The organism is Paenibacillus sp. FSL R5-0519 (assembly GCF_037974275.1).
Classification (GTDB): domain Bacteria; phylum Bacillota; class Bacilli; order Paenibacillales; family Paenibacillaceae; genus Paenibacillus.
The window spans coordinates 4177492-4199775 of the sequence record NZ_CP150234.1 but is presented as its reverse complement, the minus strand read 5'-3'; the positions used below and the strand labels follow the sequence as shown (position 1 = coordinate 4199775).

Genomic DNA, 22284 nt, shown 5'->3' with positions numbered 1-22284 from the left:
GTTCGTTTGAGTGAAGATCTGAAGCAGTTACAACATAAACTTCAAATCAAATTTGACAACAGGCAGCTTTTAAAACAAGCGTTTACCCATGCTTCTTATGTAAACGAACACCGGTTCAGTCAGCATCAGGACAACGAGCGTCTGGAGTTTCTGGGCGATGCCGTGCTGGAACTGACTGTATCGGAATACTTGTATCATTTGTATCCTAACCGTCCGGAAGGCGAATTAACTAAGCTGCGGGCATCCATTGTCTGTGAGCCTTCCCTCGTCAAATTTGCTGAAGCGTTGGGTTTTGGTCAGTATGTACTTCTTGGTAAAGGTGAGGAACTAACGGGAGGACGGACACGGCCGGCTCTGCTGGCGGATGTGTTTGAATCTTTCATTGGTGCATTGTATCTGGATCAGGGGCTTGCGCCTGTCCGGGCATTTCTCGACCAGCATGTCTTTCCATTAATCGTGTTGGGCAGCAAGCTGCAAATGAGTGATTACAAAACGGAACTGCAGGAACTGACTCAGCATCACAATATGGGAGCTTTGGAATACCGTATCGTTGAGGAACGGGGACCTGCCCATGAACGTGAGTTTGTCTCGGAGGTCCATATGGGTCAAGAACGGCTTGGCAGAGGTACAGGGCGTTCCAAAAAGGAAGCGGAACAACAGGCTGCATCTGCAGCACTTGATCGACTGAAGCTTCCGGAAGCCGGAGCTTAACCGATAGCGCATAGACAAACGAAGAGCAAAGAGCAGCCCGCGGGTCCGCCCCGGCGGAAGTAATCGGCCGGACTGCTTTTTGCTCTTTTTTTTGTAAAGAGGTTCAGGGGAGTTAGCCTGATCGTTAACTAAATAAGTGAACTCTATTTTACACAAAACGAAGAGTGCAGAACCAATCTGAAGAAGCAAAGCGTGCGCATTTATCAACGGATTTTTCCCTTGGATAAGGGAATCAAGAAAATCTGGGGATAAGGGCGATCGGAGGATGGTACTGCAATCGAAGTAGTCATGTGTAATAGCAATGGTTCAATTTATTTAGGCGCTGGAATGCAATACTTGAAATTTGCAAGAGGAGGTGACGAGAAACCCTATGTTTTTAAAACGGATTGAATTGGGTGGATTCAAGTCATTCGCCGACAAAACGGAGATGGAATTCGTTCGTGGCATTACGGCTGTTGTAGGTCCGAACGGAAGTGGCAAGAGTAATATATCGGACGGAATCCGTTGGGTTCTGGGGGAACAAAGTGCCAAATCGCTGCGTGGTGGCAAGATGGAAGATATCATTTTTGCAGGTAGTGATGCACGGAAGGCTGTTAATTTTGGTGAAGTGTCGCTAACTCTCGATAACGAGGATCACGCACTTGCACTGGATTTCGGTGAAGTGACGGTGACTCGTCGTGTACATCGCAGCGGAGATAGTGAATATTTTATTAATAAACAATCTTGTCGCTTGAAGGATATTACGGAGTTGTTTATGGATACTGGCATTGGTAAAGAAGCCTACTCGATCATTGGACAGGGACGAATTGAAGAGATTCTGAGTACCCGTTCAGAGGATCGCAGGGGCATCTTTGAAGAGGCATCAGGTATCGTTAAATATAAATCCCGTAAGCGGGATGCTACGCGCAAACTGGATGAGACAGAGCAGAATTTACTGCGTATTCATGATCTGGTGACCGAACTGGAGGATCAGATTGGACCCTTGAAGGAACAATCGGAGAAAGCGATCCATTATAAAGAACTTCGTTCGCAGCTCAAATCACAGGAAATTTCCATGTATGTGTACCAGATCGAACAGATTCATGCATCTTGGAGTAAGGCCAACGAAAGGCTGCAATCGCTAAAACAGGAAGAGGTTGGACTGGCGGCGATTGTCTCTACGCATGATGCCAAGCTGGAAAATGATCGGAATGCGCTGCGTATCCTGGAAACAGAGACAGAGCAACTGCAATCCGCCTTATTGCAATTCAGTGAAGCGACGGAGAAAAGTGAAGGCCTTGGAGAACTGCTCAGGGAGCGCTCGCACCATCTGCAAACGAATCAGGAGCAACTCAAAGTAACGCTTGCCGCCAGTGAAGAGAGACATCGCGAACGGGAAACCGAGCTGATTGCACTGCGTGAGAAGTTTGGCAAGCTTGAGCATGAACTGAATGATGTGAGAAATCAGTTGTCGCAGGAAGAAGCCAAACTCATCGGTGTCACAGGCGGTATTAGCCAGCAGCAAGAGGAAAGCCTCAAAGGCAACTTGCTGGAACTGATGAATCAGATGGCTCAGACACGAAATGAAATTCGTTATGTGGATCAGCAGAAAGAAACGCTGGAGCGCAGAATGAATCGCGCGGCTGAGGAATCAGGCAAGTGGGAAGAACAGAAAGAGACACTGGAAAGTCGCAAAGCGGACATTGAGAAAAAAGTTGTTCGTTTGGGCAAAGAAATCAGTGATCTACGTGGTGGTTATATTACGGAAAGTGAACGACTCCAATCACTGCAGAAGCTGCTCGAAGAAAGTCGGGGCACGGTCCGTAAATGGGAACAAAAGCGTGAAGCTCAAGTTTCCCGCCGCGATACAATGAAAGAGATGCAGGATGATTTTGACGGATTCATGCTGGGTGTCAAGGAGGTACTCAAGGCTTCGCGTAAAGGTACGCTGAGCGGTGTTCATGGAGCTGTGGCTGAACTCGTTAAAGTTCCCGAGAAGATCGAACTTGCGGTAGAAACAGCAATGGGAGCCTCCTTGCAGCATGTGGTCATGGAAAATGAATCAGTTTCCAGACAGGCGATTGCTTTCCTGAAGCAGCGCCAGTTGGGACGTGCAACGTTCCTGCCTCTCGATGTCATTCGTCCTCGTGCCATTGGAGCGGCTGAACGTTCCATGATCGAAGGTATGGAAGGTTTTGTGGGGGTCGGTGCTGATCTTGTACAATTCGAATCCAAGTATGCTTCGATCATTGGCAGCCTACTGGGTAATGTTATTATTGCCGAAACGCTGGAGGTGGCCAATAAAATTGCGGCTCGCTGCCAGTATCGTTTCCGGGTCGTGACGCTTGAAGGCGATGTGGTTAATGCGGGTGGTTCCATGACAGGTGGTAGCCAGCACAAGAAAAATGTGAGTCTGCTCAGTCGTAAACGGCAGCTGGACCAGCTCGATCAGGATATTTTGGATACCGAAAATCAAATTGTGAAACTGCATCGCAGTGTGGATGATGTAAAAGTTCAACTGGAGCAGTGTCAGGACAAACTGGATGAACTTCGCCAGTCTGGTGACGATACCCGAAATGCAGAACAGCAGGCTTCGATGGAAATGAAGCAGGTAGAGCATGAGCTTCGCCACGTGCTTGAACAGGTTGCCGTTGCCGGGCAGGAGAAGAGCGGATTCACCGAAGAGATCAAAGAGCTGGATACGGCTCGTATCGTCGCTGTGAAGAAGCTGGAGCAGCTTGAAGACGAAGAAAAAGCGACTCATCGTGCCATTCATGCAGCCGAGTTTGCTCGGAAAGCCAATGAATCCGCGAAGGAAGAATTGCAGAGCCAACTCACCGAGTTGAAAGTACGGGAAGGCAAGCTCGATCAGGAGCGTTTCTCCAATGGGGAACAATTGCGACGTCTGGAGCGGGAAGTGGAGTCGCTGGTCAAAGATCTTCGTCAGAATCGCACCTTGTTAGCTTCGATGGAAGCAGATCTCAAGAAAACACAGACAGAGAGTGTTAAGCAGATTGAAGATCTGAACCAGTACAAGCTGAAAAAAGCGGAAGCTTCCCAAGAACTGGACTTCAAACGTGCTGCCCGAAGTGAGTTGTCGAAAAAGCTTGAGCTTGCGGAGAGCGAAACGAAGGAACAGCGCACGCAGTTGAAAGCTGTGGAAGAGCAGATGCGACAGACCGAAATTTCCGTGAACCGGTTGGATGTTGAGCTGGAAAATATACTGCGAAAGCTGACGGACGAATACGAACTGGGTTATGAACTGGCCAAAGAGCGTTATCCGGTGCCGGAAGATGTAGAGCATACACAGGCAGAGGTACAGAAGCTGAAGCGCAGTATATCCGCCCTGGGTGATGTTAACCTGGGAGCGATTGAAGAGTTCCAGCGCGTCAATGAGCGATACGAGTTCCTGAGTGAACAGAAGAATGACCTGGTGGAAGCCAAAACAACGTTGTATCAGGTTATTCGGGAAATGGAAGACGAGATGGCGAAGCGATTCAAGATTACATTTGATGCAATCCGCCGTGAGTTCGGTACCGTCTTTACCAAGTTGTTTGGCGGGGGACGTGCTGACCTTGTTCTGATGGACCCGGAGCGCTTGCTTGAAACGGGAATAGATATTGTGGCTCAGCCACCAGGCAAGAAACTGCAAAACCTGCAACTGTTATCCGGTGGGGAGCGGGCTTTGACGGCAATGGCTTTGTTATTTGCCATTCTGCACGTCAAACCTGTACCATTCTGCGTGCTGGATGAAGTAGAGGCAGCGCTGGACGAAGCTAACGTGGTCCGTTTTGCCCAGTATTTGCGTGAATTCTCCGAACAGACACAGTTCATCGTTGTAACCCATCGTAAAGGTACGATGGAAGAGGCTGATGTGCTGTATGGTGTTACGATGGAAGAGGGCGGAGTATCCAAGCTCGTTTCGGTTAAACTGGAAGATGAGGAAGCGGTAATTGCCTGATCGGTCCAAGGCTGTGGGACAAATGAACTCATTATCATTATTAAATATTAAAATTCATTTAGATTGAGCATTATTGCATAGCGCTAGATTATGTACACGATGGAGGGGCTTTATGAGTTTTTTTAAAAAGCTGAGAGACAGCATTGCAAACAAAACAGAGTCAGTCACCAAACAGTTCAAGGATGGATTGGAAAAGACACGTAAAGGGCTAGTGGAGAAAGTCTCGGATCTCGTGATCCGCCGCAAAAAAATCGATGAAGAGTTCTATGAAGAACTTGAAGAGATTTTGATCGGAGCAGACGTAGGCGTGAATACGGTCATGAATCTGATCGAAGACCTGCGCGCTGAGGTGAAAAAACGCAAAATTGAGGATGCGGCTGAGCTGCAGCCTGTATTGTCTGAGAAACTGACGGATCTTCTTCGTGGTGAACAGAATAACGAGCTGAAAATGAACCCGGACGGCATTACTGTCATTTTGTTTGTTGGTGTTAACGGTGTTGGTAAAACAACGACAATTGGCAAGCTGGCGCATCGATTTAAACAGCAAGGTAAAAAAGTGATCATGGCCGCTGGAGATACGTTCCGTGCCGGAGCCATCGAACAGCTGGAAGTATGGGGACAACGTGCCGGTGTCGATGTGATCAAACAGCAATCCGGTTCTGACCCGGCAGCGGTTATGTATGATGCGGTGCAGGCAGCAAAACAACGGGGTGCCGATGTTCTCCTCTGTGATACAGCAGGTCGTCTGCAGAACAAATCTAACCTGATGGACGAGCTTAACAAAATCTATCGTGTCATCCAACGTGAAATTCCGGATGCTCCGCATGAAGTGCTGATGGTTTTGGATGCGACCACAGGTCAAAATGCCTTGAATCAGGCTAAACTTTTCGGTGAGAAAAGCGGCGTAACCGGCCTCGTACTAACGAAACTGGATGGAACAGCCAAAGGCGGGATCGTTGTAGCAATTCGTCAGGAGCTGGATTTGCCAGTGAAGCTTGTGGGACTGGGTGAAAAGATCGATGATCTGCAACAATTTGATTCAGAGCAGTTCGTTCATGCCTTGTTCGCCGGATTGATCCAAGAGCAACCAGCTGAAAGTGCTGAAGAAGAGGAAACGAACTCGTAGAACCATGTTAATTAAGATAAATTCATAGCATTAAGCGTAATTGCCAGTGATAGACGTGATAAGTGTCACGTGTAATGTCACTGGCAATACGTGTATAATGGGAATAAAGCAGGCAATGCTAAAGGGCTGGAAAGGACGGTTGAAATGGCCAATACTCATACCTATTCTCGCCGTGAAGAAGTCGCCAATGCGGTGACACATGGAATCGGCGCTGCACTCAGTGTGGCTGCACTGGTGATATTGATTGTATTTTCTAGTATAAAAGGAACGGCTTGGCATGTGGTCAGTTTCACGATCTATGGGATCACCATGTTGCTGCTCTATACAAGTTCTACTCTCGTGCACGCATGGAAAGATGGAAAAGTGAAAGATTTATTTGAGATTTTCGACCATTCTTCCATTTATTTGTTTATTGCGGGATCATACACTCCGCTGTTGTTTATTGCTCTTCGCGGTACACTTGGATGGACTCTGTTCGGCATAATCTGGGGAATCGCATTATTCGGCGTGATCTTTAAGGCGTTTTTTACAAAAAGGTTTCTGTTCATGTCCACGATTTTCTATGTTGCGATGGGCTGGCTCATCGTAATTGCCTGGCAACCGCTGATGGCTGCCATACCTACAGGCGGAATTGTGTTGCTGGTTGCTGGAGGCCTGATGTATACACTGGGTACGCTCTTTTATGTGTGGCGTGGATTTCCTTACCATCATGCGATATGGCATCTCTTTGTACTGGCAGGCAGCATTCTTCATTTCTTTATGGTACTGTTGTACCTGACACCACTTCGCTAGAACGCCATAAACGGATGCATCTCCACGGACTGAGAAGCGTTCGTTTTTCTTTTACATAGAGGTGATCTCGTACAGGTAAAGATAGGATGTGCTTGTCGTGAAATAAGGTATATATCACCTGTTAAACATCGAAATAACATATCATCAAAGCTGTTTTTATTGTGACAAGTATTTTTGCTTGACAACCTGATTTGTTTTAGGTATTATTAGGAACGTTGCAAGAGTGTAAAGTGTTTTTCCTTGACGAAGGGAGTGCCCCGATGTGAGTCAAGAAAACCGGCTTGAGAAGACAAACCGGATTAACTTGCTGTTTGCTTTTTATGAATTGTTACTTACCGAGAAACAGCAGACATTTCTAAAGTATTACTTTCATGACGATTTTTCACTTGGTGAAATTGCAGCCGAGTTTGAGATCAGCCGCCAGGCGGTATACGAGCATATCAAGCGTGCCGAACAAGTGCTGGAAAACTACGAAAGCAAGCTGGGCTTGTTGGAAAAGCATGAACGGCGTAATCGCAATCTTGAAGATTTGCAAAATGCATTGGAACGCGCAGGCGTCTCCATTGATGACAACAAACAAATACACGATATCGTTGCTCAGCTTAGCGAATGAGGAGATTATAACGGCTCAGTGGAACGTATCGGTCTTAAAAACAGTAATAAAGCTTAAGGAGGTGGGATCATGGCATTTGAAGGATTAACGACCCGATTACAGAATGTGTTCAGCAAGCTGCGCGGCAAAGGCAAGGTGTCTGATGAAGATGTAGCCGAGGCTATGCGCGAGGTACGTCTGGCATTGCTCGAAGCGGATGTAAACTTCAAAGTGGTCAAGGAATTCATCGCCAAGGTGAAAGAGAAGGCTGTTGGCAAAGAAGTGATGGAGAGCTTCACGCCAGGAATGGTCATCATCGACATCGTTAACAAGGAACTGACGGATTTGATGGGTGGAAGCCAGGCCAAACTGGCTAAAGCGAACAAACCGCCTACGGTGCTGATGATGGTTGGTTTGCAGGGTGCTGGTAAAACAACCACATCGGGTAAACTGGCTAAAATGCTGCAAAAGCAAAACAGCAGACCATTGCTTGTTGCAGGAGATATTTATCGTCCGGCAGCGATCAAACAGTTGCAAGTACTTGGCGAGCAGATCAAAGCGCCGGTATTCACACTGGGTGATCAGACAAGCCCTGTGGAGATCGCACGTCAAGGTCTTCAACACGCCAAAGATAATGGTAATGACTATGTTATTATCGATACAGCTGGACGTCTGCATGTTGATGAAGAGCTGATGGAAGAACTTCGCCAGATTCACAGCGTAGTGAATCCGGATGAAGTACTGCTTGTGGTGGACAGCATGACAGGTCAGGATGCGGTTAACGTAGCAGAACACTTTAACCAGCAGCTTAATCTGACCGGGGTTGTCCTGACGAAGCTGGATGGCGATACTCGCGGTGGTGCTGCACTTTCTGTCAAAGCCGTTACGGGGTGCCCAATCAAGTTTGCTTCCCTTGGAGAGAAACTTGACGCTTTGGAGCCGTTCCACCCGGAACGTATGGCTTCACGGATTCTCGGTATGGGAGATATGTTATCTCTGATAGAGAAAGCACAATTAAACATTGATACCGATAAGGCCAAGGAAATGGAACGGAAGATGCGTAATGCAGAATTCACGTTTGAAGATTTCCTGGAACAGATGGATCAAGTGAAAAAGCTGGGACCAATCGATCAGATCATGGATATGATTCCCGGCATGGGCAAGATGAAACAAGCCAAGGACCTGAAGGTTGATGATAAACAGATGGGCCGGATCGAAGCGATCGTATACTCAATGACGACCGAGGAGAAACGCAACCCGGACTTGATCAACCATAGCCGTCGGAAGCGTATTGCTACCGGAAGCGGAACATCTCTGGCTGAAGTAAATCGTCTGATCAAGCAGTTTGATGAGATGCGCCGCATGATGAAACAGTTCTCGGATATGATGGGACCTAAAGGCGGTAAAAACAAAGCGATGAAGCAGCTTAAAGGTATGGGCAAAGGAATGAAGTTTCCTTTCCGTTGATTTAAGCGAAGCTGGATCATATACAGATTTCATTGAAGGAGGTGAATTTTCAAATGGCAGTTCGTATTCGTCTGAAACGTATGGGTGCTCACAAAGCTCCTTTCTACCGCGTAGTGGTATCGGATTCCCGTTCCCCACGTGACGGTCGTTTTATCGAGGAGATCGGTTACTACAACCCGGTTGAACAACCGGCTGTTGTTAAGATCGATGAAGATAAAGCATTGGCATGGCTTCAAAACGGTGCACAAGCATCTGACACTGTCCGCAACTTGCTTAGCAAAGCGGGCGTGATGAAGAAGTTCCACGAGTCTAAATTATCTAAATAAAGTGCTGATTCGGAGGGTCATCTATGGAAGAATTAGTAAGCATAATTGCTAAGGCTTTAGTCGATCATCCGGAAGATGTGGCGGTTCGGACGGTTGAGAAAGACCGGCTTGTCGTTTATGAGTTAACCGTTCATCCTGACGATGTCGGGAAGGTAATTGGTAAACAGGGACGAATCGCAAAATCACTTCGTACGGTCGTCACATCAGCAGCAGTTAAGATGGATAAACGGGTTACCGTTGATATCATATCTTAAAGATATACGAAAGGGGGTTAGGATGCATGTCCTAGCCCCTTTTCGTGCATGCTGAAACTTAATATGTTAGATTAGATATTGAATTAAAATATTTTTGGGTATGAGTGACTTCGGAGCAGTGTAGGGGACGGAATCGATTCTGGAGAAGCGGTAGCGTTCGCCTTTATCACCTCATTTTCACCTTTTAAATTCAGTTCGAAAAATGAGGGAGTAACAGCGATCGAAAGAACGAACCGTCAACGGAACGATCGTACGAGAGTCGAAGTAACTGTTTAATTTGATTTAATTTCGTAGGAGGAAATATGGCAGAGTTTATGAATGTAGGTAAAATCGTTAATACGCATGGAATTCGCGGTGAGGTGAGAATCATGCCTTTAACCGATTTCCCGGAAGTACGTTTCGCGAAAAATGCGGAGTTGTTTTTCTTTACACCAGATAACCATCCAGTGATGGTTAATGTGGAATCTGCACGTTTGCATAAAAATATGTATATTCTTCGGTTGAAAGAATATGGCAATATTAATGAAGTAGAGAAGTTTAAAGGCGGTATGGCCAAAGTATTAAAAGAGAACCTGGCTGAGTTGGAGGAAGGCGAATATTACTTCCATCAAATCGTTGGCTGCTCTGTCATCACCGAAGAGGGTGAAACGCTCGGAACCATCTCTGAAATCCTGACTCCTGGTGCGAATGATGTATGGGTTGTCAAAACGCCGGCTGGCAAAGAAGTACTGATTCCTGTTATTGATGATGTCGTGCTTGATGTGGACATCGAACAGAAGCAAGTGAAGATTCACCTGATGGAAGGGCTGCTGTAACATGAAAGTGGATGTATTAACGCTATTCCCTGAAATGTTTGACGGTGTGTTCGGAGCAAGCATTCTGGGCAAAGCTCAAACGAAGGGACTGGTATCCCTCGGTGCAACCAACTTCCGTAATTATGCGACCAATAAACACAATACAGTAGATGATGCTCCTTATGGCGGGGGTGGGGGGATGGTGCTAAAACCAGATCCGATCTTTGCTGCTGTGGAAGATGTTCTGGAACAACGCGGAGAAGCTGCGGCAACGATGAAACCTCCACGTATCATTCTAATGTGTCCGCAAGGTGAGACATTTACACAAAAAAAAGCAGAAGAACTTGTTCAGGAAGATCATCTGATTTTTATATGCGGACACTATGAAGGTTACGATGAGCGAATTCGCGAATTTCTCGTGACGGATGAACTATCCATTGGGGATTACGTACTCACGGGTGGGGAGCTACCTGCGATGGTTGCGATTGACAGCATCGTACGTCTGATCCCAGGTGTGCTTGGAAATGAGACAAGCGCCGTAACGGATTCATTCAGTACTGGACTCCTGGAATATCCGCACTACACACGGCCACCCGAATTCAGGGGCATGAAAGTACCGGATATGTTATTGTCTGGGCATCATCTGAATATTGAGGCGTGGCGCAGGGAACAGTCGTTGCTTCGTACGTTAGAGCGCAGACCGGAGATGTTGGAAACGGCTGATTTGACGGACAAAGAGCGAATTTGGTTGAAAAAGATACGCTCAAACCGTAAAAATAATACAGAGTAAATAGACGTATCATAATCTATATGCACGTTAATATAATTTTCGCCATTCCAAAAGGTCGACCTTGATACCAAAGGTTGGCTTTTTTTGTATATAGAAAAGAAGCTGGATTTTGATTGGTTTATTTTATAAAATGGAAGTACATTTATTGAAACTGTGTTTCATTAAGTGAAACTAAAGGTGGTGTATGAATGACGTATAGAATTATTGGTCTAGATCATATTCAGCTCGCAGCACCGGAAGGTTGTGAATCGGAAGCACGTCATTTTTTCAATGAAGTATTGGGATGGACAGAGATTCCTAAACCTGAAATTCTAAGAAAACGGGGTGGTGTATGGTTCGAGTGTGGCAGACATCAAGTACATATTGGAATACAAAAAGATTTCGTTCCAGCAACAAAAGCTCATCCAGCATTTCATGTACAGCATTTGGATCAGCTGCGTAATCATTTGATTGATAATCATATTCATATTGTCGATGACGAAGCAAGGGAAGAGGAGGGGGTAAGGCGTTTTTATATAAATGACCCTTTTGGCAATCGTCTTGAGTTCTTGGAATGGGTTTAAATCATTCGTTAAAAAATCCTTCATGTTGACCTGGACAGTTTTGCAACTTTGAACTTTTTTGCATAAGTACTAGACAGGGTTGTAAAAGAAAGGAATTTTCTATATGGTGAACTCAGTTGGAGCTGAATCACAACTGAGGAGGAAGGTTATGAATCACCAACCCTATGAAATTGCTAAAATAGATATTAGCCAAGCCGGAGAACGCTGCAAAATGCTCTTGGGAGATCTGAATGGAGATGGCAGCCTTGAGATGGTGTTGGTACAGGCAGATGGGGGCATAGATGATCGGTATGTTCCGCATCAGGTATGCTGTTTGACTGCATTTGATCTGGAAGGAACTTTAATGTGGCAGGTAGGAACTGCTGATCCCCATGCAGGTGGGCCGGGCTCAGACTACCCTGCACAGATCGCAGATTGGGATGGTGATGGGCATAATGAAGTACTATGTGTTATGAACAAACAATTTCTCGTGTTAGATGGCCGGACCGGAGAGATCAAAGAAACACGTGATCTGCCAGGTGATGAAGCGCATGACTGCATTATTCTTGCCAACCTGACTGGTAACCAATCCAAAATGGACATTATACTGAAAGACCGCTATAAGACGTTATGGGCACTTGACCATGATTTTAATTTGTTATGGAAGCATGAGGGGAATCCGGGACATTTTCCGTGGGTGTTTGATATTGATGGAGATGGAAAGGATGAAGTGATGGCCGGATATGACATGCTGGAACATGATGGGACGGTATTATGGTCTTGTGAGAACTTGGATGATCATGCCGACTGTATATGGTTTGGAGACATTGATGGTGATGGGGAAGTTGAGGTTGTTATCGGTGGCAGTGTCACGGTTATGATGGACCGTTATGGCAATGAGAAATGGCGTTATGAAGATTCGATTGAATCACAGCATATTGCGCTGGGCCATTTTATTGCTGAAATGGAAGGTTTACAGATTGCAGGTCTGGACCGGATCGTCCGGGGCGATGAGCGTGGTAAGGATGGAATGTTCATGCTGAACAATGATGGGCAAGAAATATGGAAAGAAAATCGTACAACTCGTGGCTGGTTAACTATTATAGAGCCTGTAAGTAACTGGGATGAGGGTGGACTCGATTATATTTTGGCTTATCGTCGAGGTGGTGATGTCTTGCCTTCTTTGGTAGATGGAAATATGAAAACGGTTACCGAATTTCCGAAAGAGGGATATGCGGTACATGCAGATCTGGTTCAGAGTGGACTGGAACAGATCATCATCTATGACGCACAAGAAGCGGTGGTTTACGCCAGCTCTCCGATGACATTATCACTAACCGATGCAAAAAGAGCCAAGCCACAGCTCAAAAGGCTGTATAGCTCGACTCTGTATCCGGGCGGTGAAGTTAAACTCTAGGTTTTACCGGTCATTCTCCGATGCGGGTAATTCATTCTGCGGACTGGATTCGGGTTGAAGCAAGGTCGCCAAATCAGTACCTGTCGTGACCGTCAAGCGAGGTAGCTTCATGGGATCATCTCCTGGATGCACAAATCCAGACTTTACAGTAAAGGCCATGCGATATCCATGCTGCTGTAACTTGTAAATCATCTGTGTACTGGTATACCCAAAAGGATAGGCCAGATAAGGTGTGTCTATTCCGGTTTGCTTCATTTGCTGGATATCCTCATCCAGAAGACGGGTGTCCAGACCGACAGGGACGCTGTTACCACAACGCATAAATCCCTTATGATGCAGATTATAGGTATGGCTGTTGAATTCAAATACATCAGTTGCCGCCTGCATCTCGGGTTTGGAGATGAAACTGTCAATGGCGGGGCGAGATTCTGAAGGTTGTTCTTGAATTTTACTACCAATGACAAACAATGAAGCATGGAAATTATATTTTTGAAGCACAGGGTAAGCTAACGTATAATTGTTCTGATATCCATCATCAAAGGTAATTACAATGGACTTCTTTGGCAGGGAGAGCTTCCCGTTTACATACTGTTCAAGCTGATCCAATGTAATCGTGTGGTAGCCTTCGTCGTGCAGGTATTTCATGTTTTGCTTGAAATCTTCCAGACTAATGATGGATTTGTTATCTATCTGGTGATCGTTCAGTTCGGGCTCTATGTAATGATACATGAGTACAGGAACTTCTGTAGCCGTACCTGTTTCTATCTTGAAGGTGGAACGATCCAGTGCATTTTGACGGGTGTAGTCAGTGTGTGACAGCTGGAACGCTTTGCGTTTAACGATGTCCCAGGAGGTACAGGCTTTGTGTGACATGGCATTTGTAGGATGGGTTACGGCATAGGCATACAGTGTAATGGAGCATATGAGCATGGCTAGTACAGAAAGCGTGATCTTTTTCCAATATTTCATGAGTCTTAGAGTTCTCCTTTAAAGTGGTCATTAAGTTATATCATAGACGATATTTCAATAGGGGAAGTTACAGTATTTTTTCCTATATCAGGTTGACTTGCAGATGAGAGCGTGGAGAAAGAGGAGACGGCATATCTGAAGCCCTAGCTAGTTGTAAAAATTAAAATGGTTCAACGTTCTGCTGTCCATGACTATGCTTTAGGGGAATGATAGGGAGTTCCAGTGTTGCTGATGGCTCCATAGGCATTTTGTTTAATTTCTCTTGTGTTTTGATATGCTGCGTGATACAATAAGTCTGTTATGTGGAATACGGCGGTCCTCTATGGATAATGAAGGAGACAAGGTGATCTCTGGAAGAAGTATGAACGCCTGTACGGAAGGAGGGAGTCATAGATGAATATCGTTCAAGCGATTACACAAGAACAACTTCGTAAGGATATTCCGAGTTTTCGTCCTGGTGACACTTTGAAAGTGCACGTTAAGGTAATCGAGGGAACTCGTGAGCGTATCCAATTGTTCGAAGGTGTTGTGATTAAACGCCGTGGTGGTGGAATCAGTGAGACTTTTACAGTTCGTAAAATTTCTTACGGTGTAGGTGTGGAAAGAGCTTTCCCGCTTCATTCCCCAAAAATCGATAGAATCGAAGTGGCTCGCCGTGGTAAAGTGCGTCGTGCGAAGCTTTATTATCTTCGTGAACTACGCGGTAAAGCAGCGAGAATTAAAGAAATTCGTTAATATAACGGATACCGGGAAGGGCTTGGAGACAAGCCCTTTTCGTTTTTGTCCGGGAAAAGTTGAACCGGAGGTACACTTCCGAGTAAAATGGTATGGCAACACATGCGTGGGATAGTCCGGGAGGCTTGTAAAATCAGTTATCGAAGTGCGTGTTCGAAAAGACCGGTTTTCAGTACCGACTTTTTGAACAACCTCTGAAGACATTTGAATTGTGGATTAAATGTATTGTAATGCTTGGTGTAAGATTACATAACTGATGTGAATGTTTTGTATCCATCCCTAGAGTTATTGGAACGATACAAAATGCTGGATGTGTGTACTGCTATAATCATGTACTGTGAAGAGAGGAAGATCTTGAATGGAACAAGAAGTTCAACAGGACCAGGGCAATCCTGCCGAAGAGAAAAACAGTCGATCCAAAAAAGCCAAAAATGAAATTGTTGAATGGCTCAAAGCCATTGTTATTGCATTAGTTCTCGTCATTCTGATTCGGTGGTTGCTCTTCAAACCGTTTGTTGTGGATGGACCGTCCATGCAGCCGAACTTCGAAACGGGCGAACGTGTAATCGTCAACGAAATCTTATATGATATCCGAGAACCGAAGCGCGGGGAAGTTATCGTCTTCCACGTACCATCCGAAGGCCGAGATTTCATTAAACGTGTTATTGCTGTAGAAGGTGATACGGTTGAGGTTCACGGTGATACAGTAACGGTTAACGGCAAAAAGGTTGATGAAACGTATATTCAAGGAGCCATTGATGCAGCTGAAGCGAATGGTGGAACCTATAACGTGAAGGATTTCCCGAATGAGCAGTTCCCTGATGGCAAAGTGCCTGCAGGTCATGTGTTTGTTATGGGAGACAACCGTCCGAATAGTACAGACAGCCGTATGATCGGTTATGTTTCATTAGAAGATATTATTGGTCGTGCAGATGTTATTTTCTGGCCGATCGGGGAAATTAAGTGGATTAACCACTGAAATTGAAGTAATAATGAGGTGAAGACAAGGTGACGATACAATGGTTTCCAGGTCATATGACTCGAGCCAGACGCCAGATTCAGGATAAGTTAAAGCTCATCGACGTGGTCATCGAACTATTGGATGCCCGTCTGCCTGTCTCTAGCCGTAATCCGATGATTGACGAAATATTGCTGGATAAACCCCGGATGATTTTGTTAAACAAAGCGGATTTGGCAGATGCTAAAGTGACGCAAGAGTGGATTGAATATTTCAAAAAAGAAGGAATTACCGCCTTTCCTGTGGATGCCTCAACAGGCACCAATGTGAAAGAGATTCCGGTACAGGCGAAGCTTCTTCTGAAAGAAAAAATTGATCGTCAACTGGCCAAAGGAATTAACCCTCGTGCGGTTCGCGGATTGATTGTGGGCATTCCAAATGTGGGGAAATCAACATTGATTAACCGACTGGCTGGACGGAGTATTGCGTTGACAGGAGATCGTCCTGGTGTGACGAAGGGGCAACAGTGGATTAAGGTAGGCAAAGAAATGGAGTTATTGGATACTCCGGGTATTCTTTGGCCCAAGTTCGAAGATCAGAATGTAGGTTATCGTCTTGCCGTTACGGGTGCAATCAAAGAGGAAATTCTGAATGCAGAGGATATCGCCTTTTTTGGAATCAGTTACCTGATGCGTTATTACTGGGACGCTCTGGAAGAGAGATACGGACTTCAGGAGTTCTCCAAGGATGCAGATGATTCAGACAGTGTTATTGCGATTATGGAACAAGTCGGCCGTATACGTGGTTGTGTTGTAAGCGGTGGACGTATTGACTTGGAAAAGGCATCGCGAGCATTTCTGCGTGAATTGCGAGCGGGTAAAATGGGACGGTTCTCTATGGAAGCCCCCTATTAAAAAAATGGACTCTACACGATGAAGAATATTATCTTGATCTGTTCATTTCATATATCCAAGTGCCGAAAGAAGCGGCCGTGACCGGATTACCGGGAACGGTCTTTTTTTGTGTATAAAACGCGAAATTGGAGCTGGACTTACGTCCAAAACGATAAAAATGGAAGAGGATTGAAGAAAAGTACGCTTTCTGGAATTGGCTGACCCATATATCAGGTGCATCTAAATCGTGCTATGATGAATGGTGGTGCAATTTAGATTAGACGAGGTCTGATATATTCAATTTAAACCATCAAATACCGATAAATGAAGACATCACTATCTTTATTATTGTAAACCTCAATGAAAAGTTTTGCTGAGATGATAGGTTGTACAGAACAAAGACAGAGGATCTACGTCTATATTATAAAAAAAGTTGTAAGTGATACGCATGCTGAAGAAGCGTGGGTAGAGGAGATGAGTATTATGGTTGAAAAGAATGAAGAGATCGGGTTCAATTTACTGGATTCCCCGATTGGAACTAAGAAGAAAAAAGAAGCCAGTGAACCGCGGGATCTGTTGCTCTACGAACGAGAGTATTGGGACAGTGGATTTGAACGGATTGCTGGTATTGATGAGGTAGGTCGGGGATGTTTGTTTGGGGATGTTGTCGCAGCGGCGGTTATTTTACCCAAGGACCTCATTCTGGAAGGTGTGAATGACTCCAAGAAATTGACGGAGAAAAAACGTGATGCACTATATGACGTTATTATGGAAAAGGCACTGGCGGTAGGTATCGGGTACGCGGATGCAGAGACGATTGATCGGCTAAACATCAAGCAGGCTGCGAGACTTGCGATGAAACGGGCTGTTGAAGCGTTGGGAGAAACGCCTGATTATATGCTGGTGGATGCCGAGAAGGTGGATGTGAATGTACCTCAACTGTCCATTATTAAAGGGGATGCCAATAGTCAATCGATTGCAGCGGCATCTATCATCGCCAAGGTAACGCGAGATCGACTCTGTAAGGAAGAATGGGATACGTTATATCCGGAATATGGTCTGTCGATACATAAAGGATACGCAACAAAAGTTCATCGGGAGCAAATTATGGCTTTGGGGGCAACCCCGATGCATCGCCGCAGTTTTCTGGGCAATCTGCTTGGTGAGCAGCAATCGTTGTTTTAATACAGGCTTGAAGGAAGGAGGGGGAGAGATTTGAATATCGGTTCCGTGATCAAGGGATTATTGGGAGACAGCAAGCCAGGGAATGCCAAGCCGCTTGAATTAAAGGAAGGTCAGGTGGTTCGTGGCTCCGTGGTAAGTGTATCCGATGATGGAGGGGATGCGGTTCTACAGATTCAAGGTGTGCAGGTGCGCGCCAAATTGGAGACTCCACTCCGTCCGGGTGAGACCACATTGCTCCAAGTACAGCCACCAGGTGAAAATGGCATTACGGTCATGAAGCCAATGTCGGGTACACTTGCTGAGCTGCCACAAGCTTCGCTCAACAACCTGCTACAGGATGTAGGGCTACCGGATACAAAAGGGAACCGGGAACTGTTGCTTGCCATGCAGCGTAGCGGTTTGCCGCTCACGAAGGATAATGTGGCTATGGTTCAGAATATGATGAATGCCAAACCCGCACAGGTCCCTGTGGAAGAATGGGTGCAGGCGACGGGGATTGCTTTTCAGCGTGGTCTTCCGGTTACGGCCGAAACGGTAAAAGGATTACACCAAACGGTGTTTGGTCCCCCTCTTCACCAGTTATTAAGCGGGTTGGCTGATCAGTTGGAAACGATGCTGACTCAAGCTACAGGTAAACCGGTACTGACTGGGGAACAATCTGCTACGCTGAAGCCAGCAGCCATGGCTGGTGCACCTGTATTGCTGAATGTACCGCAGTTGGAAGAAGGGTTGGCTTCATCAGGCAATGGTCGTCAGGTAACAGGGACTGGAACTGGAGCACCTGTTCTGTCGACGCAGCAAGGTCAAGGGGCGTTGGCAGGAGCTACATCCATGGCGGATGATGGGGCAGGGGCTGCTGTGAAAGGAAACATACAGACGGCTGGAGGCACAGGAAGTGCTGAAGCTGCGGCGAAGGCCGTTGCCAGCAACGTTGAATTGGCTGGCAAAGGTGGTGCGAGTATTCCGTCTGGAACCGGAATACCTGGAGAGAGCCCGCGAGGGACTGACGCAGGTGAAATGGGTGGTAGCCGTGGTAGCCGCCCGGGTAGACCAGGGGCGGCAGCTGAATCTATGGCTGGCCGTGCAAGTGCGGGCCAGCCTGAAGCAGGCGCGGCCGGTCGGACTGACGGCCGCGCTGAAACGCCTGCTGCTGCGGGGACACCGTCCGCAGCAGGCCAGGCGGCGCCAGCAGCGCCTACGGCAGCGCAGCTGGCGCCCAAGCTGCTGGCGCTGCTGGACGCCTTGCGCAGCGCGTCCACTGCCGCACCGGCACAGCCTGGTGCGGCAGCACAGGCCGCCCCTGCATCGCAGGGCGGCCAGGCGGCTGCGGCTGCCGTAGGCGTGCCGCAACCAACGCCAGCCGGCGCTGATGCGCCGCCGGCTGGCGGTAGTGCCGCAGCACCTGCGGGAGCTGCGGCGGTGCACGCGCCTGTCACCCACGAGGGGGACCCGTGGGTGGGGCGCGTGCTGAAGCTGCTCGGTGCGGAGCACGAGCAGCAGGCCGTTCACGGCGCGGCAGCGCAGCAGCGCGTGGGGGATGCGGCGAGTCCGGCGAATGCGGACACGCTGAAGGGCTTGCTGCTGCAGCTTGCCAGCAGCGAAGGTGCACCGGCGGCGCTTAAGGATGCCGCCGGACAGGCCGTGCAATATCTGACAGGTCAGCAGTTATTGCTGACGACAGATCGCAGTGCTACATTTGCACAGATGCACTGGTTTATTCCGATCACTGGACCGGACGGGGAAGAAACGGCATCTGTTCAGATTCAGTCCCGTCGTGGACCACGTGGAGAGCTGGATGCGTCCAACTGCCGTCTATGGTTCGATCTGGACATGAAAAGTCTTGGGCCAACGCTGGTAGATGTACATGTGGTTAACAACATTGTCAGCTTACGTGTATTAAATGATCGCGAAGGAATGGGACCGCTTCTGGAGAGCGGACGAGAGGTAATCCATCAGGCGTTGGACAAGCTGGGTTATCAACTGCTGACTTTCAAGTCAGAACCGTGGCCTGTGGGCCAGGAACCGGGTGCAGAACGAAAAATGAAGGCCTCGGACTATAGTCCTGAACGATACAAAGGGGTGGACTTGAAAGTATGAAAGACGAGTCGTCACAACCGGACCTGCTCTCCAAAAAGGCGGTTGCCCTAAAATATGTCCCTGGAGAGAGCGAAGCGCCTGTTGTTGTGGCCAAGGGGCGCGGGAAAGTGGCAGAAGCTATATTAGATAAAGCCAGAGAAAACGGCGTCGCTGTTCAGGAGGATGCAGCACTTGTGGAGGTGCTCTCCAAGTTGGATCTGGATGAACAGATTCCAGCTGAACTGTATCAACTGGTCGCGGAAGTACTAACGTATGTCTACCGTGCAGATCGAATAGCTTCAGGACGTGAGGAAAACGAGTCATGGTAGAACATAGATCAGGCAAGGAGCCGGGACTGAAGCTTACACGACAGCAGAAGGGTCGATTAGGTGAAGAGGCTGCCTGTCAATGGTTGCGAGAGAACGATTATCGGATCATTAGACAGAACTGGCGTTGCCGTAGCGGTGAGATTGACATCATTGCTTCCTACGAGGGCCTGATTGTTTTTGTAGAAGTAAGGAGCAGAAGTGGAGCCGCTCAGTACGGTACACCTCAGGAATCGGTTGATATGCGTAAAATGCAGCAGGTGCGCTCAACCGCATCCGTTTATTTGCAAATGACGGGAGAGACGGAACATCAGATCCGTTTCGATGTAATTGCCGTAATGCTTGATCAAGCAGGAGAGACGATCTCTGTGAATCATATTGTTAATGCTTTTTAAGCATGTTACGTAAAATCAATGCTGTAACTTAAGATACGTAATGTATCATTTTGATATGGAAGTTCGTTCCTTTCAAAGTACAAGTTTAATTATGTCTTATTTTTGCATTCGTGGAAGTCTTGAAATCAGTTAACATACTAAAGCCGTAGTTCCTCGACATGCAGGAACTGTGGCTTTTTTTATTTTACAATGAAATGATAAAACAGAGGAGACAAACACTGGTAATAAAATCATTGTATTTTCTAAAAATATAGATACAAAATGTATCATTTGTTATAAACTAAAAAAGTTGAAATTTAAAGAGAGGTTGGTGGGATGTATGAAAGAGCTTCAGAATACGTCGAACAACACAGGAAAACGAGTATGGGAGTGTCCTCGGATGGAAGTGCTGGATATCAGCGAGACCATGAACGGTGGGCAAGGCATTTGGCAATATGTTTGGGACGGGGAGTTCTGGAAGCTTGAGCTTTTAGAAAGTTAAAAGAGGTTAGAGAGAAACGTTAGATTCATAAATATATAGTGAGGTGTAGTGAGAAGATGAAGACAAGTATCAAATGGATAATTCGACTAAGTACACTATCTTTATGTTTCATTTTGTTTGGAATCATGTATTCTGGCGTTTCTTATGCAGCTGATCCGTCTACACAGGCAAAGGTATCAGGTAAAGTTACGGATCCTGAAGGATTTCCTATCCAGGATGCAACAATTAAGTATTCTCTTAGATACCAAGGGGAAAATACTGAAAAAAGCGTGAAGACAGATGCCACTGGAAGTTATTCCATCCTGGAGTCTGTTCAGGATTATACGGAAATCAGTTTTATAATTGAAGCAGAAGGATATGTGACAGACAGGCATCGTAATACCTACTATTTGTCAGAAGGGGAACAGATTTTGGTTGATTTTGAGCTTTACGAACCTTCTACGATTGTAGGAACTGTAACCGATCAAACAGGCAGGCCGATTCCAGATGCCCTGGTCAAAGTAACAGGGGCGTCGGATCGCCCGGTTAAAACGAATGGGCAAGGCCGGTATGCCGTTACTGGGCTTGATTTCGACTATAATCCGAACATTGCAATCTGGGTAGATTCTGCGGATTATATGCTTTATGAACAGGATCGTTTGAATGTTCAGGCTGGAAAAACCTTAATCGTAGATGTTGTTTTGACAGAAGCAGCACACGTCCGCGGAAAAGTAGTAGATGAGGAGGGCAATCCAGTCACTAGAGCTAAAGTGAATGCTGGAGTCTCGGCAATAACGGATGCTCAAGGCAACTATTTTATAAAACGCGTGCCAACAGGCGCCAGAACAATAACGGGGGAAGCATCAGGATACTTAAAATCTAGCCTTAACGTTACCCTTGTACAAGGGGATCATAATACGTTTAATATCGTACTTAAGAAAGATGCAGATGTTACTCCCCCAGTAACCAAGTACAGATTAGTTCCAATTACAGACACCGTAAATGGGAAGACATACATCAAAGGATTTACGTTTAGGCTCCAGGCAACGGACGAAGTCAAAGGATCAGGTGTAAAAACAACGCAATATCGAATTAATGGAGGAGCATGGAAGAACTATGAAGGGCCTGTCAAATTTTTTGCTCCCGAGGTCAAGGTGGTAGAGTATTACAGTACTGATGCTGCTGGTAACCAGGAGAAGTACAACAAAATGGATTTTGTTAAAGGTACTTTTGAAGGAGCAGGTCCATATTGATTCGAGCATTGACGTGATCTTAATTTCCTGACGATGCAAAATGGCTGGTTCAAATAGACGGCTCTGACTTGATGATCGCCATTAGTGGATCAGGATTCGGAGTCGTCTTTTTCATTCTTGGGCCTGTAGTCATAGTTTTCGGAGCCATCCCTTTGAATCTCCTGAACAGAAGGGTGTATAATCAAGGATGTAATCTGGAGTTATAATCTTTTGATTAGTCATAAACGAGTTATACAAGACCGTAAGCCTTTGTTACGGTTACAAGTGATATTATAATCAGGGA

At 46.4% G+C, this 22284-nt stretch carries 22 protein-coding genes; 21 read left to right on the top strand and 1 reads right to left on the bottom strand.

What is annotated here, in order from left to right; genetic code table 11:
- The first annotated feature begins 6 nt into the window (after positions 1–6).
- The 12 genes from rnc to MKY73_RS18795 all read left to right on the top strand — a co-directional run bounded on the left by rnc (position 7) and on the right by MKY73_RS18795 (position 12751).
- Complete coding sequence (gene rnc, locus MKY73_RS18850; protein WP_091031948.1) at positions 7–711, top strand: ribonuclease III; 705 nt, start codon at positions 7–9, stop codon at positions 709–711.
- A gap of 370 nt (positions 712–1081) precedes the next feature.
- The gene (smc, locus tag MKY73_RS18845) at positions 1082–4651 is read left to right on the top strand and encodes a chromosome segregation protein SMC (protein ID WP_339303008.1); all 3570 of its coding nucleotides are present in this window, start codon (positions 1082–1084) and stop codon (positions 4649–4651) included.
- Positions 4652–4763: 112 nt separating this feature from the next.
- A complete protein-coding gene (ftsY, locus tag MKY73_RS18840) occupies positions 4764–5777 on the top strand; it encodes a signal recognition particle-docking protein FtsY (RefSeq protein ID WP_339260408.1) in 1014 nt (337 codons plus the stop codon).
- Positions 5778–5921: 144 nt separating this feature from the next.
- A complete protein-coding gene (locus MKY73_RS18835) occupies positions 5922–6569 on the top strand; it encodes a hemolysin III family protein (protein WP_339303007.1) in 648 nt (215 codons plus the stop codon).
- A gap of 262 nt (positions 6570–6831) precedes the next feature.
- Positions 6832–7182: a YlxM family DNA-binding protein gene (gene ylxM / locus MKY73_RS18830; RefSeq protein ID WP_339241527.1), complete on the top strand. Its 351-nt coding sequence runs from the start codon at positions 6832–6834 to the stop codon at positions 7180–7182.
- Between the two features lie 69 nt (positions 7183–7251).
- On the top strand, positions 7252–8628 hold the full coding sequence (ffh, locus tag MKY73_RS18825; RefSeq protein ID WP_253433704.1) for a signal recognition particle protein: 1377 nt from the start codon (positions 7252–7254) through the stop codon (positions 8626–8628).
- Positions 8629–8681: 53 nt separating this feature from the next.
- Positions 8682–8954, top strand: a complete 273-nt coding sequence (gene rpsP, locus MKY73_RS18820) for a 30S ribosomal protein S16 (RefSeq protein ID WP_017689219.1) — start codon at positions 8682–8684, stop codon at positions 8952–8954.
- Positions 8955–8977: 23 nt separating this feature from the next.
- On the top strand, positions 8978–9208 hold the full coding sequence (locus tag MKY73_RS18815) for a KH domain-containing protein (RefSeq protein ID WP_024630185.1): 231 nt from the start codon (positions 8978–8980) through the stop codon (positions 9206–9208).
- 302 nt (positions 9209–9510) lie between these two features.
- Complete coding sequence (gene rimM, locus MKY73_RS18810) at positions 9511–10023, top strand: ribosome maturation factor RimM (protein WP_215075467.1); 513 nt, start codon at positions 9511–9513, stop codon at positions 10021–10023.
- A 1-nt stretch (position 10024) separates the two neighbouring features.
- Positions 10025–10792 (top strand): tRNA (guanosine(37)-N1)-methyltransferase TrmD, encoded by a 768-nt coding sequence (trmD, locus tag MKY73_RS18805; protein WP_339241534.1) that lies wholly within the window; start codon positions 10025–10027, stop codon positions 10790–10792.
- Positions 10793–10980: 188 nt separating this feature from the next.
- Positions 10981–11355: a VOC family protein gene (locus MKY73_RS18800; protein WP_339303006.1), complete on the top strand. Its 375-nt coding sequence runs from the start codon at positions 10981–10983 to the stop codon at positions 11353–11355.
- A gap of 148 nt (positions 11356–11503) precedes the next feature.
- Complete coding sequence (locus MKY73_RS18795; RefSeq protein WP_339303005.1) at positions 11504–12751, top strand: hypothetical protein; 1248 nt, start codon at positions 11504–11506, stop codon at positions 12749–12751.
- A gap of 3 nt (positions 12752–12754) precedes the next feature.
- Here the strand turns inward: MKY73_RS18795 and MKY73_RS18790 are convergent, their stop codons facing one another.
- Positions 12755–13720 (bottom strand): polysaccharide deacetylase family protein, encoded by a 966-nt coding sequence (locus MKY73_RS18790; RefSeq protein ID WP_339303004.1) that lies wholly within the window; start codon positions 13718–13720, stop codon positions 12755–12757.
- A 393-nt stretch (positions 13721–14113) separates the two neighbouring features.
- Between MKY73_RS18790 and rplS the strand changes: the two genes are divergently transcribed.
- From rplS to MKY73_RS18745, 9 genes are all read left to right on the top strand, one after another.
- Positions 14114–14455, top strand: coding sequence for a 50S ribosomal protein L19 (gene rplS / locus MKY73_RS18785; RefSeq protein WP_024630190.1), 342 nt, complete (start codon positions 14114–14116; stop codon positions 14453–14455).
- Positions 14456–14813: 358 nt separating this feature from the next.
- Positions 14814–15434 carry a signal peptidase I gene (gene lepB, locus MKY73_RS18780; RefSeq protein WP_339303003.1) on the top strand — a complete coding sequence of 207 codons (621 nt, stop codon included), beginning with the start codon at positions 14814–14816 and terminating at the stop codon, positions 15432–15434.
- A gap of 29 nt (positions 15435–15463) precedes the next feature.
- On the top strand, positions 15464–16327 hold the full coding sequence (gene ylqF / locus MKY73_RS18775; protein ID WP_339303002.1) for a ribosome biogenesis GTPase YlqF: 864 nt from the start codon (positions 15464–15466) through the stop codon (positions 16325–16327).
- Positions 16328–16789: 462 nt separating this feature from the next.
- Positions 16790–17491, top strand: a complete 702-nt coding sequence (locus tag MKY73_RS18770) for a ribonuclease HII (RefSeq protein ID WP_339303001.1) — start codon at positions 16790–16792, stop codon at positions 17489–17491.
- 30 nt (positions 17492–17521) lie between these two features.
- Positions 17522–19588, top strand: coding sequence for a DNA ligase (locus tag MKY73_RS18765; protein ID WP_339303000.1), 2067 nt, complete (start codon positions 17522–17524; stop codon positions 19586–19588).
- The gene (locus tag MKY73_RS18760) at positions 19585–19896 is read left to right on the top strand and encodes an EscU/YscU/HrcU family type III secretion system export apparatus switch protein (protein ID WP_253433732.1); all 312 of its coding nucleotides are present in this window, start codon (positions 19585–19587) and stop codon (positions 19894–19896) included. Before MKY73_RS18765 ends, MKY73_RS18760 begins: the two co-directional genes overlap by 4 nt.
- Positions 19890–20288 carry a YraN family protein gene (locus tag MKY73_RS18755; protein WP_339302998.1) on the top strand — a complete coding sequence of 133 codons (399 nt, stop codon included), beginning with the start codon at positions 19890–19892 and terminating at the stop codon, positions 20286–20288. The genes MKY73_RS18760 and MKY73_RS18755 overlap by 7 nt, the downstream gene beginning before the upstream one ends.
- 319 nt (positions 20289–20607) lie before the next feature.
- Positions 20608–20769 (top strand): paeninodin family lasso peptide, encoded by a 162-nt coding sequence (locus MKY73_RS18750; RefSeq protein WP_339241556.1) that lies wholly within the window; start codon positions 20608–20610, stop codon positions 20767–20769.
- Between the two features lie 56 nt (positions 20770–20825).
- Complete coding sequence (locus tag MKY73_RS18745) at positions 20826–22001, top strand: carboxypeptidase-like regulatory domain-containing protein (protein WP_339302997.1); 1176 nt, start codon at positions 20826–20828, stop codon at positions 21999–22001.
- Positions 22002–22284: the final 283 nt, after the last annotated feature.